Here is a 13,723-nt window from a genome sequence, read left to right on the forward strand (position 1 = left end):
GATCTCGGGATCAGGGCTGTGAACTCGGCGGCCGTGCGCGAACGCATCGGTCGTGGAGTTCCGATACAGCCTAGCCGCCGCGAGGTCACCGACCGCGCGCCCGCTCCGCGCCCCCCATCACCGCGGCGAGCCGCGGCGTCCGAGGCGTGAACACATCGAGCACGCCGATCGATCGCAGGTCGGGCACCGCCCGGAGCAGTTGCGCCTCCAGTCGACGACTCTCCGGTGTGCCCTCGACCGACCGCTCCAGCGCACGAGCGTTGGCGACGAAGGCGGCGACGGTCCCCTTGCGCACCTCGCGTCCGTCGAACACGGCGGTCTCCACGCCGTCGGCGAGGACATCCTGGGCGCCGATGGGGTGTTCCTGTCGTTCATCACGCATGGTCACTCCTAGGATCGATGTAGATTGTACGTTCAAATTACACGTAGATTGGCGATCATGGAACCCTCACTCGGCGATCGCGCGGCCGATGCGCTCGGCACGCTCCTCAACCGACAGACCCGGATCGGGTTGTACCGCAGCATCACCGAGGGGATGTCAGAGGTGGGCGTGACCCCGGCGACTTACACCGTGATCAGCGGCATCGCGCGATACGGGCCGATCAGCGCGGCCGGGCTGGCGCCGCTCGCCGGGGTCGAGCGCAGCGTGGCCAGTCGATACGCCGCACGACTCGTCGACGGCGGACTGGTGACGCGCGCATCCGATCCCGCCGACCGCCGCTCGACCCTGTTGTCGCTGACCGATGACGGAACTCGGGTCACCGCCCTCATGCGGCACCGACTCGGCGAGGAGCTGACCCGGCGGATGGCGGACTGGCCCGACGGACTCGCGGACGCCTTCGTCGCGGGATTCGAACGCTTCGTAGACGAGTGGTGATCGGCCTGCGGGACCACCCGCCGCCTTGACATGGCCCACCATGCATATGAAAATGATTGCAATTAACGAGGTGGGTTCTCCCCGCCCGATGTTCGTCGACGACGGGACACACCGATGACCGACATCTCCGATGAGCCGATCGGCGACCAGCTCGAACCGACCGTCGCGATCGACCGCGCGGCGCTCGACGGTGCGAGCGAGTTGCTGCGCGCCCTGTCGGCGCCCGTCCGGATCGCCATCGTGCTGCAGCTCCTCGAACAGGAACGCTGCGTGCACGAGTTGGTCGGCGCTCTCGGCGTCACCCAACCACTGATCAGCCAGCACCTGCGGGTGCTCAAGGCCGCAGGCGTCGTCTCCGGCCAGCGCAACGGACGCGAGATCCTCTACCACCTCGTCGATGACCATCTCGCCCACATCGTCACCGATGCGGTCGCCCACGCCACCGAGCGGACCGAATGAGCGGGCGCGCCACCGCGACCGACGCGGTCCCGGCGACCGGGGTCCGCGCCACCCGACAACGGCACGCCATCGCGTCGTTGCTCAACACCGTCGACGAGTTCCGGTCGGCTCAGGAGTTGCACGACACCCTCAAGTCCGAGGGCGAGTCGATCGGCCTGACCACCGTCTACCGCAACCTGCAGGCGTTGGCCGACGCCGGGGAGATCGACGTCCTGCGCACCGATTCGGGTGAGTCCCGGTACCGGCGCTGCTCGGCCGGACACCACCATCACCTGGTCTGCCGCGACTGCGGCACCACCGTCGAGGTGCAGGCCGATCCGGTCGAGGACTGGGCCGCCGCAGTCGCCTCGGATCACGGCTACACCGACGTCAGTCACACGGTCGAGATCTTCGGTCGCTGCCCCGACTGTCACGTCTGACCGGTCGGTGTCAGGCTCCACCGAGCACGGCGAGCTCCAGCGCGGCCAGTGACTCGTCGAGGAACTCGGGCGGGAACGGTGGAATACGCACGGACCGCTCCCGGTCGGGGATTCCCGACCAGTCGTAGGTGAGCGTCACCTCTGTCCCGGACCCCTGGGGCCGCAGTTCGTACCGCCAGTACCAGCCACCCGGGTCGTGCGAGCCGCTCTCCGTGAGCTGCCCGGGAACCCAGGCGATCCGACGGTCGGGGTCGAACTCGCTGACGAGGTTGTGCATGACGTAACGCCCACCCAACGCCTCGAGGTACATGTTGATCGCGAACACCTGTCCGATCGCGGTGATCGGTTCCGGGGCCACCGCGTCGCGCACCCAGTCGCCCGGCTCGGTCTCCTGATGACGGGCCGGGTCGGCGAGGATCGCGAAGACATCCGACGCGGGCGCTGCGATGACACGGGACACCACGAACCGCTTCACCGTCTGCGCCGTCATCAGGTGCCCGCAGTCTCGGTCGAGCCCGTTCCGTAGAGCCGGGCGATGTCAGGAGAATCGAGCCATCCTGCGTACGCGGGACCCTGAGGTCGACCCTCGGGCGCGTCCTGCCATTGCTCCTGCCGCCCGAACGGCAGGACGTCGACGAGCGGGAAGGTGTGCGACACCTGCTCGATTCCCCGCGAGGTGGTCGAGTAGGTGCGATAGACCTGATCACCCCGGCGCAGCAGGACGTTCAGAGCGAAACCACCTCCCTCGGGAGCATCCATCTCGGCACCGAAACCCGTTCCCGCAGCGGAGAACCACGACATCTGATTTCCGACCCGATCCCGATACGTCAGCGCCTCGCCGATCTCTGCGTTGGTGACGACCACGAACCGGGCGTCGTAGTTCGCGAGGAAGTCCAGTCGGGTGAACTGCGCGGTGAACGACGTGCATCCGCCGCACTGCCACTGTTCGCCGGGCGACCACATGTGGTTGTAGACGATCAGCTGTGACGCGCCGTCGAAGATGTCGACCAGGCGTACGGGCCCGTCCGCCCCGACGAGCACGTGGTCGCCGACTGCGACCATCGGCAGCCGGCGCCGTTGCGCAGCAATGGCATCCAGCTCACGCGTCGCGGCCTTCTCTCGTCGTCGCAGTTCGTCGAGCTCTGCACGCCAGGTGTCGACGTCGACGACCGGAGGCACCGTGGAGATCGTCCGGGTCGACGGGGCTCGGGGTGACGGTGTCATGTTCGGCCTCCGATGTGCACGTCGTCTACATTGTCGTGTGGACACCGTATACATTCACTCGGACACCCGTCAGCAGAATCGCCGAAACATCTCCGGAGGGAGCCGTCCGTGACCACCGCACCGGTGCGAGATCGCGAGAGTTACCACCACGGGAACCTGCGCGAGGTCTTGATCGAGGGCGGCCTGTCGGCCACCCGCCTCGGCGGTCCGGCCGCGTTGTCGATCCGCGACGCGACCCGACGGGCCGGGGTGTCCCCCAACGCCGCATACCGCCATTTTCGCAGTCGTGACGATCTGCTGGTCGCGGTGATCGACCGCATCCAGACGCTGATGGCCACCGAGATGGAGACGACCCCGGACGACGTCGACGCCGTCGACGCCCTGCGGGCGGTGGGCCTGGGCTACATCCGGTTCGCCCTGGCCGAGCCCGGATGGTTCGGGGTCGCGTTCACGACGGTCGGGTCGGGAGACGCCACCCCTCTGCCCGCTCCGCTCGCACGCCTGGTCGCCGCGCTCGACGGACTCGTGAGCGCGGGTGTCCTCTCGGCGGATGACCGCGCGGGTGCCGAGTGGCCGTGCTGGTCGGCGGTGCACGGCTTCACGTTCCTCGCGCTGCACGGGCCGTTGCGACACAGCACAACCGAGGATCTGCTCACCGCGGCTCGACGCACGGTCGACATCGCCATCGACGGACTGCTCTTCGCCCATCGCTCCACCGACACGACAGGAGAACCACAGCATGCGTGACCTCGTCATCACCCAGAACATCACCGTCGACGGCGTCGTCGAGGCCACCGAGGACTGGTTCGCCAGTGCCGGTGAGATCGATCCGGATGTCGACGCGGCACTGGCTCGCCAGCGCGACGACTCCGACGGTTTCCTCGTCGGGCGCGAGACGTTCGTCGGCATGCGTGACTTCTGGGGACCCAAGACCGACGACACGACGGGAGTCACGGCACATCTCAACTCCGTGGCCAAATACGTTGTGTCGCAGACCATCGCCGATCCGGCATGGTCGAACACCGAGGTACTGTCCGGTCCGCTCACCGACGACATCATTCGAATCAAGGAACAGCCCGGTGGCGACATCGTCTGCACCGGCAGCATCGGCCTGTGTCACGACCTGATCGCGTTGGGGCTCGTCGACGAGTTCCGCCTCTTCGTGTACCCGTTCGCGCGCGGCAGCGGACGACGACTGTTCGACGGGACGCCACCGCGGCGTCTGCGGCTCGAGGAATCTGTTGCGTTCCCCTCCGGCGTCACCCTCGTCCGCTATCGCGCGGTGTGAGTCGATTCAGTCGGTGAGTTGCCGGGACAGTTCGACGCCCGACGACAGCACCAGGTGCACCATCGTCAGCAGCGCCGCGTCGCCGAGCGTCCCCGCCGGGAAGGTGTAGTGCTGCAACACATCCGTGGTGACCTCGGCCGACGAACGTTTGATCGACCCGAAGCTCAGGTTCGTCGACAGCCGCTCGATGTCGGTGCGCAGCGCCTCGGTGTTCGGCAGGTCCCAGGCGAGCACCTGGGTCACCGAGAGCACGTCGAGGCCCTCGCTCAGCGTCATCGCCTGGATCGCGGCCCGGGTGCCCTCGAACGCCAGGGTCAGCGAGGTCCCGTCGTCGCCCCGGGTGACGTCGGCGACCCCGTCGAGCAGGCCGGCGGCCCGATCGATGAGATCGGTCGCGGGCGTGGCGGTCATCGGGTCGTCCCGGGTTCGCCGACCCCACCGAAGCGACGGTCGCGGGAGGCGTACTCCACACAGGCGGCCCACAGGTCGCGCCGATCGAAGTCGGGAAACAGCTTGTCCTGGTACACCATCTCGGCGTACGCGGACTGCCAGAGCAGGAAGTTCGAGATGCGACGCTCCCCCGAAGGGCGCAGGAACAGGTCGACGTCGGGCATGTCCGGCTCGTCGAGGTAGCGCGCGAAGGACGACTCGGTGACCCGTTCGGGATCGAGCTGACCGGCCGCGGCGCGACGCGCGATCTCCCGGGCGGCGTCGGCGATTTCGGCCCGCCCGCCGTAGTTGACGCACATGGTCAGGTTCATCACCGTGTTGTCCCTCGTCAGCTCCTCGGCGATCTCGAGCTCCTTGATCACGCTGCGCCACAGGCGGGGTCGGCGTCCGGCCCACCGCACACGGACACCCATCTCGTGCATCTCGTCGCGGCGGCGGCGGATCACGTCCCGGTTGAAGCCCATCAGGAACTTCACCTCGTCGGGGCTGCGCGACCAGTTCTCGGTGGAGAACGCGTACGCCGACAGCCACGTGACGCCGAGCTCGATGCACCCCTCGACCGAGTCCATCAGCACGGCCTCGCCGCGCTTGTGGCCCTCGGTGCGGGGCAGTCCGCGGTCGGTGGCCCACCGTCCGTTGCCGTCCATCACCAGCGCGACGTGGCGCGGGATGAGCTCGGTCTGCAACAGCGGCGGCCGGGCACCGGACGGGTGCGGGTCGGGCGGCCGGATCACCCTGTCGGCGGCGGTCTCAGCGAGCCGCTTCGCGGGGCGACGTAGAGCCATCACGCATGTCCTCTCCCACTCGGTGCGGTGCCTCGCGTTCGATCAGGGGCAGCGTCCGCAGCTGCCGTTCGAGATGCCACTGCAGATGTGCGGCGGTGAGCCCGCTGCACTGACGGCGCAACGAATCGCTCGCGTCGACGGTGTGCTCCCACTGACCACGGTAGAGCGCGTCCATGAGATCGAGTACGCCCGGCGACGGCGTCGCCGATCCGGGCGGACGGCAATGCACACACACCGAACCGCCCGCCGCGACGTGGAAGGCCCGGTGCGGGCCGGGCGCCCCACAGCGCGCACACGAGGTGAGCGCGGGCATCCAGCCGGCGAAGTCCATGGCGCGCAACAGGAACGCGTCGAGCACCAGCTCGCGGGGCCGGGCGGCGTCGGCGATGGCGCGCAGTCCCCCGACGGTCAACTTGTGCAGCCGGTCGGCGGGCGCGCGCTCCTCGCCGGCGAGGCGCTCGGCCGTCTCGAGGATCGCGCAGGCGCTGGTGTAGCGGCCGTAGTCGGCGACGATGGGTGAGGCGAATGCGTCGAGGCTCTCGACCTGGGTGACCACGTCGAGGTTGCGTCCGGGATAGAGCAGCACGTCGACGTGGGCGAACGGTTCGAGGCGGGCACCGAACTTGGATCGTGTCCGGCGCACCCCCTTGGCGACCGCGCGGACCAGCCCGTGCTGGTAGGTCAGGAGCGTGACGATGCGATCGGCCTCGCCCAGCTTGTGCTGGCGAACCACCACTGCCTGGTCCCGATACAACCTCACCTGGTCATTCTTCCACCCGCGAGGTCATCCGGGCGGCACCGACCCGCGCTCACCGGACGCGGCACCGACCGGCTCGACGGCCTCGGTCGTCGGTGGTTGCGGGGCCCGCTGCCAGCCCTTGGCGTCGTAGAACCGCACCGCGATCGACCCCAGCACCAGGCCCACCAGCAATCCGACCGAGGTCATCACCAGGGAATGCCCCAGTCCGGCCGAGAAATCCCCGCCGAAGTACAGGACCGACCGGACGCCCAGATAGATCTGACGCATCGGTTCCACCTCGGCCAACCACGCGAACACCCGCGGACTGGCCTCCAGCGGCACCGCACCGCCGGACGAGGGCAGTCCGAGGATGACGAAGAAGATGAGGTTCACGATCATCCCGGCGGTGCCGAACAGCGCCATGATCGACGACGCCGTCACCCCGACCGCGGTGATCGCCAACGTCGAGTACATCCACAACGTGAACGGCGCAGGGTTGTCCATACCGACCGCCGCGCACACCCCGATGTAGAGAGCGGACTGCACCATCGCGATCACGAACATGATCCACCACTTGGCCACGAGCGTTCCTCGGCGCGAGATGGGCAGCCGTGTGCGCCATCGGTACAGCGGGCCGATCTCGATGGGGATGAAGCCGAGCATGCCGTCGACCAGGGAGTGCACGATCAGGGCACCGGTGAACCCGGCGAGGACCAGCAGGATCGTGAAGTAGAACGCCGACAACCCGTTCGCCGCGCCGCCCGGGAGCGGTTCGGCGTCGGACACCGCGAACACCACGGGCGCGGCGAACGCGTAGGACGCCAGGCCGACGAACGGGACGTCGTTCTGGGCCAGTCGGTCTCGGACGGTCTTCGTGAGTTGCGCGCCGAACCGTTCGTTGACCGAGGTCTTGATCCGATCCACGGCGGTGGTCAACACCGACGAGGCGAACGTGCCGGAGCGTCGGTTGGTCAGCACCTCGACCGTCGGCGGTGACGGGGTCGCGTTGCCGACGACGGAACCGGCGAGATCGATGGCCGACTGCGAGAAGTCGGCCGGGATGATGATCACGCCGAACGTCTGGGCCGAGGCGAGACGGTCCAGTGCCGTCCCGCGATCGTGCAGGCTCAGCTTCAGGCCGCTGTCACGCGTACCGTCGAGCACTCCCTGCGCGACCTCGTTGCCGAATTCCGCACGTGGCGCGTTCGCACCCTGGGAAGCGCCCGTGTCCTCCACGACGAGGTCGACCGAGAAGTCGTGCAGGTGCTTCTCGGTGTCGACGATCGCACCCATGTACATCGCGGCGAGCAGACACATGATGCCGACCACCGCCGCGATCGGGGCGACCCAGAAACGCGGGGTCGACAGCAGCGCCCGGACCGCGTGGGTCGAGGTCCCCATCGGTTCCGGTTCCGCGCCCTCGGGCTTCTCGTGCGCGCCCGACACCGCCCTAGAACCCCATCTTCCGGAGCTGTTTGGGGTCACGCTGCCAGTCCTTGGCCACCTTGACGTGCAGCTCCAGGTAGACCCGCATACCGAGCAACCGCTCTATCTGGCCGCGGGCGGCGATGCCGACCTCCTTGAGCCGAGCGCCCTTCTTGCCGATGATGATGCCCTTCTGGCTGTCACGTTCGACGTAGAGGATCGCGTGGACGTCGACCATCGGTGCCTGGTTCTCGGGGCGGCCCTCGCGCGGGATGACCTCCTCGATGACCACGGCCAGCGAGTGTGGGAGCTCGTCGCGGACACCCTCGAGCGCGGCCTCCCGGATGAACTCGGCCATCAGGACCTGCTCGGGTTCGTCGGTGAGTTCGCCGTCGGGGTAGAACGCCGGTCCCGTCTCCATCAGCCCGACCAGGACGTCGGTCAGGACCTCCAGCTGCTCACCGGAGGTCGCCGACACCGGGACCACCTCGCGCTCACCGCCGAGGAGTGCCGACAGCGCGAGGAGCTGCTTGGCCACCCGGTCGGGGGTGACGCGGTCGATCTTGGTGACGATGCCGAACAGCGTCGTCTTGGGCGCCATCCGGGTCACCTGGTCGACGATCCACCGGTCGCCGGGGCCGATCGCCTCGTCGGCGGGGATGCAGATGCCGATGGCGTCGACCTCGGAGTAGGTGTCGCGGACCAGGTCGTTGAGGCGCTGACCGAGCAACGTCCGGGGCCGGTGCAGTCCGGGGGTGTCGACCAGGATGAGCTGCGCGTCATCACGATTGACGATGCCGCGGATGGTGTGGCGGGTGGTCTGCGGACGGTTCGACGTGATCGCGATCTTCTCGCCGACCAGTGCGTTGGTCAACGTCGACTTACCGGTGTTGGGCCGGCCGACGAAGCACACGAAACCCGAGCGGAACGTGTCGGAGCCGGTGTTGTTGCGTGGGTCGGTCACGCGGGGGCACCGTTGCGCGTCAGCCGCAGGGACTCGCGACCGGATCGGTCGGTGACGATCACCGTGACGTCGGCACCGAGATCACCGGCGGCGGCCAGACCGGGGTCGGTGGCGTCGCCGGCGAGGAGTACCGCGGCCTCGAGTCCGGTCGCACCGCTCGATGCGGCGACGGCCACCGCGACCTGCAGAGCCGACAGCGACAGCGCCGGCAGCGACACCGGCGCGGCGGCGTAGGTGCGGCCGTCGGTGTCGCGGACCGCTGCCGCCTGTGTCGCCTCGACGCGGCCCATCGCACCGCGCGCGAGGACGACGAGCTTCGCGTCCTCGGCGTCGAGGTCGTCCGGGCCGGTGACCGCGGTCCACCCCTCGGGCAGGACCAGCTGGTCAGATGGGGTGCTCACGAGATTCCTTCCGTCGCACGTCGCGATGCCGACCTGGTGTCGGTGTCGGTGTCGTCGGGTTCGACGACATCGGGTGCGGACTGATCCTCCTCCGGATCGTCGACGTGCTCGCGCTCGACCACCACCGAGGTGATGCGCAGACGGCCCTGCCGGTTCGGTCCCCCCTCGGCGACGAACTGCAGTCCGTGGGAGACGACGTGTGATCCGGGCAGCGGGACCCGGCCGAGTCCGAGCCCGACCAACCCACCGACGGTGTCGACGTCGTCCTCGTCGATCTCGACGTCGAACAGCTCGCCGAGGTCCTCGATGGGCAGCCGCGACGAGACCCGGTAGCGGTCGTCACCGAGGTCCTCGATCGGCGACCCCTCGTCGGTGTCGTACTCGTCGTTGATCTCGCCGACGATCTCCTCGAGCACGTCCTCGATGGTCACCAACCCGGCGATGCCGCCGTACTCGTCGACCAGCAACGCCATGTGGTTGCGCATCCGCTGCATGTCGGCCAGCACCCGGTCGAGGGGTTTGGAGTCGGGGATGAACTCGGCGGGGCGCATCAACTCGACCACCCCGACGCGACGGGCGGCGGATTCGGAGTCGGGCGCCGAGGTCGGCAGGGTGCGCTGCACCAGGTCCTTGAGGTAGACGACACCGACGATGTCGTCGGGGTTCTCGCCGATCACCGGGATCCGCGAATGACCGGACCGCACGGCCAGACTCGTGGCCTGCGCGACGGTCTTGTCCGACTCGATCCAGATCATCTCCGGGCGGGGCACCATCACCTCGCGGGCCGAGGTGTCGCCGAGGTCGAACACCGACTGGATCATCCGGCGCTCGCCGGCGTCGACGACGCCGCGCGCCTCGGCCATGTCGACGAGTTCGCGCAGCTCCACCTCCGTCGCGAAGGGGCCGTTGCGATAGCCCTTACCGGGCGTGATGGCGTTACCGAGCAGGATCAGCAGGCGGGTGATCGGGCGGATCAGGAACCCGAGCGCCTGTAGCAGCACGGCCGAGGTCAGAGCGATCGAGTACGCGTTCTGTCGCCCCAGCGTCCGGGGGCCGACACCGACCATCACGTAGCTGACGAAGGCCATCACGACGACCACGAGGACGACCGCCGAGAACGTGCTGAGCACGTCGAGGGTCACCACGGCGACCAGCGCGGTCGCGGTGATCTCGCAGATGATGCGCATCAGAACGGTCAGACCGACGTAGGTGGCACGGTCGACGAGGACGGCGCGCAGACGCACCGCACCCGCGCGGTCCTCGCGGATCATGTCGTCGACGCGGGCGGCCGACACGGTCAGCAGTGCGGTGTCGATGGCGGCGAACAGTCCTCCGAGCGGGATCAGCGCGATCGCGAGGAGGAGGAGCCACACCTGGGCAGGCACCGGTGCTCAGCGCTCCCGGGGTTCGGGGGTGAAACCGATCCGGTCCAGCAGGGTCGCGTCCCGCGCCTCCTGGCGCATCCGGCGTTCCTGCTCGCGGCGGCGGGCGTACCAGGAGTCGATGATCTGGCCCTGCAGCCCGAACATCTCCTTCTCCTCGTCCGGCTCGGCGTGGTCGAACCCGAGCAGGTGCAGGACACCGTGCACGGTGAGCACCGCCAGTTCGTGTTCGACCGAATGTCGTGCGGTGGCGGCCTGGGCCGCGGCGAACTCGGGGCACAGCACGATGTCGCCGAGCATCGCCGGTCCCGGGTCGGGGGTGTCCGGGCGTCCGCCCGGGGTGAGCTCGTCCATCGGGAAGCTCATCACGTCGGTGGGACCGGGCAGGTCCATCCACCGCATGTGCAGCTCGGCCATCGTCTCGTTGTCGACGAGGACCATCGACAGCTCGGCGCCGGGATGGACGTCCATCTCGCCGAGGGCGAAGTCGGCGACATCGACCAACATGTCCTCGGGGACGTCGACACCCGATTCGTTGGACACCTCGATGCTCACGAGCGCCGTCCACCGCCTGCCGACCGCCGTGTCGATCCGGCGACCCGGTCGATCGCCTGCGACTCCTCGAACTTGCCGTAGGCGTCGACGATGTCGGCGACCAGGCGGTGTCGGACGACGTCCGCGCTGGTCAGCGTCGCGAAGTGGATGTCATCGATACCGGTCAGGATGCGGCTCGCCGCACGCAGGCCGCTCTCCGAACCGCCGGGGAGATCGACCTGGGTGACGTCGCCGGTGACCACGATCTGCGACCCGAACCCGAGTCGGGTCAGGAACATCTTCATCTGTTCGCCGGTGGTGTTCTGCGCCTCGTCGAGGATGATGAACGCGTCGTTGAGGGTGCGACCGCGCATGTAGGCGAGCGGGGCCACCTCGATAACGCCCGCGGCCATCAGCTTCGGGATCGAATCGGGGTCCATCATGTCGTGCAGCGCGTCGTGCAGCGGACGCAGATACGGGTCGATCTTCTCGTGCAGCGTGCCCGGCAGGAAGCCAAGCCGCTCGCCCGCCTCGACCGCGGGCCGCGTGAGGATGATCCGGCTGACGGCCTTGGCCTGCAGCGCCTGGACGGCCTTGGCCATGGCCAGGTAGGTCTTGCCGGTACCCGCCGGTCCCATGCCGAAGACGATGGTGTTGACGTCGATCGCGTCGACATAGCGCTTCTGGTTCAGCGTCTTGGGCCGGATCGTCTTGCCGCGGCGGGAGATGATGTCGAGGCTGAGCACCTCCGCGGGCGACTCCTCCGAACCGTCGGTGAGCATCGACACGCTCTGCTTGACGAGATCGGGGGTCAGCGGGGTGCCGGCCCGGACGACCGAGACCAGTTCGGCGACAACGCGTTCGGCGGTCGCCACGTCGGGCGGGGTGCCGGTGAGCGTGACCATGTTGCCGCGGACGTGGATGTCGGCGGTGAGCAGGGACTCCAGAGTGCGCAGGTTCGCGTCCCGGGCGCCGAGCAGACCGAAGATGACGTCTGGGGAGACCTCCATGCCCGATTCCACCCGAGCCGGTCCCCGGGCGGTACTGGCGCCGGAGTCGCCGGCTGTGCTCGCGTCAGTCACCAAGCGTTTGTCTCCCACATCGTCGATGGCGGCCGCGTCAGCTCCCTGAGCACGGCATAGACCACGAGTCTACTGCCATCGGCGGTCACAACTCGATGTGATATCCCCGCCGACGGCCTCAGATGCCCAGACGGCGCAGCGTCTCGCGGTGGCAGCGGCTCGTCGGGTCGACGAACGCCTCGTGCCCCTCGCCCATCACCGTCACGAGCTCGACGGACTGACCGTTGGCGCGAACCCGCTCGACGTAGGACCTGCTCATCTCCAGCGGGACCGAGACATCGAGGTCGCCCTGGACCACGACGACGTGCGCGGGGATCACCGGCAGGTAGACCGGCGAGGCGTCGCGGTAGCGGTGCGGGGTCTCGGCGTAGCTCGCGCCGATGAAGGCCGCGAGGGCGACGTGGCCGTTCTGTCCCACCTCGACGAGGTCGGTCGCCGGCGCCTGCACCACGATCGTGGTGATGGTCGCCTTCGGGGTCTTCGCACCCAACCGGCCGACCGCCCACAGCGCGAGCTGACCACCCGCGGAGTGCCCGATCACCGACACGTGCGCGAAGTCCGCGCGACGCGCGATCTCGGGGGGAAGGGCCGCACGGACGGGACCGTCGAGCGCCAGGATGCCGTTGGCGACGTCGTATCCGGTGCGCGGCCATCCGCCGCCCTCCTCACCGACCCGTCGGTACTCGACGTTCCAGACGATGGCGCCGCGCTCGGCGAGGTTGCGGGCCACCGGCGTCTCGACGATGAGCTCGAAATCGGTGGACCAGTAGCCGCCGTGGACGATGACCACGACCGGGATGGGGTGCGCCTCGTCATCGGGACGCGCGGGCGGCAACACCGGTAGATAGAGGTGCCCGAACTGCGAGTCGGCCTCGCCGTAGTCGACCTTGAGTCGCTTCACCGCTGCTCTCGTCCCGACACTGTTCGCGGTCACCGCACGGCCCACCGGGCGGTGAGCGCACCGATCGCCCCCAGTGCGACCGCGGCGGCGGTGGAGGTGCGCAGCACCTCGGGACCGAGGACCACCGGACGCGCGCCCAGCGCGCCGAAATCGTCCAGCTCACCCGGGTCGACGCCGCCCTCGGGGCCGACCACGAGCAGCACCTCAGTCGCGTCGCGCAGTGGTAGATCCGCGAGTGATTCCCGACCGTCCTCGTGCAACACCGCCACCACACCTCCACGCTCGATCACATCAGTGATCATCAATCGCACAGACGCTGTGCTCGCCAATCCTTCGACGAGTGGAACATACGCCCGGCGGCTCTGCTTCGCAGCGGTCGCGGCGGCCGAGCGCCATTTGCGCAGCCCCTTCTCCTCACGCGGGCCGACCCACCGGGTCACGCCGCGCGCGCTCTGCCAGGCGACGATGCGGTCGACCCCCGCCTCGGTGGCCAGTTCGACGGCGAGCTCGGAACGGTCGGACTTCGGGACCGCCTGGACCACGGTGACCGTCGGCGTCGGGCGGACGTGGGTGCGGCGCTCGACGACGGTGGCGCGGAGGCGGTCCTTGGACAGGGTCGCGGCGACCTCGCAGGTCGCCACGGTGCCCGCGCCGTCACCGAGCATGATGCGGTCGCCGGCGGCGATGCGCGTCACGGTCACCGCGTGGTGGCCCTCGGTCCCTGCCAGTTCGGCGAGCCCGCCCACCGGCGGCACCTCGTCGATCCAGAACAGCGGCGGGGTCATCGGCGACG

The 13,723-nt window shown here is 68.8% G+C and carries 19 protein-coding genes; 5 read left to right on the forward strand and 14 right to left on the reverse strand.

Going from position 1 to position 13,723, the window contains the following annotated elements:
• Positions 1-85 precede the first annotated feature (85 nt).
• Positions 86-382 (reverse strand): hypothetical protein, encoded by a 297-nt coding sequence (locus LX13_RS14755; protein ID WP_253662077.1) that lies wholly within the window; start codon positions 380-382, stop codon positions 86-88.
• Positions 383-439: 57 nt separating this feature from the next.
• Here LX13_RS14755 and LX13_RS14760 point away from each other — a divergent pair, with 57 nt between their 5' ends.
• From LX13_RS14760 to LX13_RS14770, 3 genes are all read left to right on the forward strand, one after another.
• Positions 440-877 carry a MarR family winged helix-turn-helix transcriptional regulator gene (locus LX13_RS14760; protein WP_253662078.1) on the forward strand — a complete coding sequence of 146 codons (438 nt, stop codon included), beginning with the start codon at positions 440-442 and terminating at the stop codon, positions 875-877.
• 114 nt (positions 878-991) lie between these two features.
• Complete coding sequence (locus LX13_RS14765; protein ID WP_253662079.1) at positions 992-1,336, forward strand: ArsR/SmtB family transcription factor; 345 nt, start codon at positions 992-994, stop codon at positions 1,334-1,336.
• Positions 1,333-1,755: a Fur family transcriptional regulator gene (locus LX13_RS14770; protein WP_253662080.1), complete on the forward strand. Its 423-nt coding sequence runs from the start codon at positions 1,333-1,335 to the stop codon at positions 1,753-1,755. Before LX13_RS14765 ends, LX13_RS14770 begins: the two co-directional genes overlap by 4 nt.
• A 10-nt stretch (positions 1,756-1,765) precedes the next feature.
• Here LX13_RS14770 and LX13_RS14775 read toward each other — a convergent pair whose 3' ends face one another.
• Entirely contained in the window at positions 1,766-2,245 is a 480-nt protein-coding gene (locus LX13_RS14775; protein ID WP_253662081.1) for an SRPBCC domain-containing protein, read from the reverse strand.
• Entirely contained in the window at positions 2,245-2,979 is a 735-nt protein-coding gene (locus LX13_RS14780) for a DUF899 family protein (RefSeq protein WP_253662082.1), read from the reverse strand. Before LX13_RS14780 ends, LX13_RS14775 begins: the two co-directional genes overlap by 1 nt.
• Before the next feature lie 108 nt (positions 2,980-3,087).
• Between LX13_RS14780 and LX13_RS14785 the strand changes: the two genes are divergently transcribed.
• Entirely contained in the window at positions 3,088-3,726 is a 639-nt protein-coding gene (locus LX13_RS14785; RefSeq protein WP_253662083.1) for a TetR/AcrR family transcriptional regulator, read from the forward strand.
• Positions 3,719-4,267 (forward strand): dihydrofolate reductase family protein, encoded by a 549-nt coding sequence (locus LX13_RS14790; RefSeq protein WP_253662084.1) that lies wholly within the window; start codon positions 3,719-3,721, stop codon positions 4,265-4,267. The genes LX13_RS14785 and LX13_RS14790 overlap by 8 nt, the downstream gene beginning before the upstream one ends.
• Positions 4,268-4,273: 6 nt before the next feature.
• Here LX13_RS14790 and LX13_RS14795 read toward each other — a convergent pair whose 3' ends face one another.
• The 11 genes from LX13_RS14795 to LX13_RS14845 form a co-directional block, all read right to left on the reverse strand.
• Positions 4,274-4,678 (reverse strand): hypothetical protein, encoded by a 405-nt coding sequence (locus LX13_RS14795; protein WP_253662085.1) that lies wholly within the window; start codon positions 4,676-4,678, stop codon positions 4,274-4,276.
• The gene (locus tag LX13_RS14800; protein ID WP_253662086.1) at positions 4,675-5,502 is read right to left on the reverse strand and encodes an isoprenyl transferase; all 828 of its coding nucleotides are present in this window, start codon (positions 5,500-5,502) and stop codon (positions 4,675-4,677) included. Before LX13_RS14800 ends, LX13_RS14795 begins: the two co-directional genes overlap by 4 nt.
• A complete protein-coding gene (recO, locus tag LX13_RS14805) occupies positions 5,468-6,262 on the reverse strand; it encodes a DNA repair protein RecO (RefSeq protein ID WP_253662087.1) in 795 nt (264 codons plus the stop codon). Before recO ends, LX13_RS14800 begins: the two co-directional genes overlap by 35 nt.
• A 24-nt stretch (positions 6,263-6,286) precedes the next feature.
• Positions 6,287-7,687 (reverse strand): YhgE/Pip domain-containing protein, encoded by a 1,401-nt coding sequence (locus LX13_RS14810; protein ID WP_253662088.1) that lies wholly within the window; start codon positions 7,685-7,687, stop codon positions 6,287-6,289.
• Between the two features lie 4 nt (positions 7,688-7,691).
• A complete protein-coding gene (gene era / locus LX13_RS14815) occupies positions 7,692-8,630 on the reverse strand; it encodes a GTPase Era (protein ID WP_253662089.1) in 939 nt (312 codons plus the stop codon).
• Positions 8,627-9,004, reverse strand: a complete 378-nt coding sequence (locus LX13_RS14820; RefSeq protein WP_505011331.1) for a cytidine deaminase-like protein — start codon at positions 9,002-9,004, stop codon at positions 8,627-8,629. The genes era and LX13_RS14820 overlap by 4 nt, the downstream gene beginning before the upstream one ends.
• Before the next feature lie 23 nt (positions 9,005-9,027).
• Positions 9,028-10,416, reverse strand: coding sequence for a hemolysin family protein (locus LX13_RS14825; RefSeq protein ID WP_253662090.1), 1,389 nt, complete (start codon positions 10,414-10,416; stop codon positions 9,028-9,030).
• 6 nt (positions 10,417-10,422) lie between these two features.
• A complete protein-coding gene (gene ybeY / locus LX13_RS14830; RefSeq protein ID WP_253662091.1) occupies positions 10,423-10,968 on the reverse strand; it encodes an rRNA maturation RNase YbeY in 546 nt (181 codons plus the stop codon).
• Entirely contained in the window at positions 10,965-11,957 is a 993-nt protein-coding gene (locus LX13_RS14835; RefSeq protein ID WP_253662769.1) for a PhoH family protein, read from the reverse strand. The genes ybeY and LX13_RS14835 overlap by 4 nt, the downstream gene beginning before the upstream one ends.
• A gap of 190 nt (positions 11,958-12,147) precedes the next feature.
• Complete coding sequence (locus LX13_RS14840; protein WP_253662092.1) at positions 12,148-12,963, reverse strand: alpha/beta hydrolase family protein; 816 nt, start codon at positions 12,961-12,963, stop codon at positions 12,148-12,150.
• The gene (locus LX13_RS14845) at positions 12,960-13,715 is read right to left on the reverse strand and encodes a 16S rRNA (uracil(1498)-N(3))-methyltransferase (RefSeq protein ID WP_253662093.1); all 756 of its coding nucleotides are present in this window, start codon (positions 13,713-13,715) and stop codon (positions 12,960-12,962) included. The genes LX13_RS14840 and LX13_RS14845 overlap by 4 nt, the downstream gene beginning before the upstream one ends.
• Positions 13,716-13,723 lie beyond the last annotated feature (8 nt).

The sequence above is a fragment of the Williamsia maris genome, from assembly GCF_024171815.1.
GTDB lineage: Bacteria > Actinomycetota > Actinomycetes > Mycobacteriales > Mycobacteriaceae > Williamsia_A > Williamsia_A maris.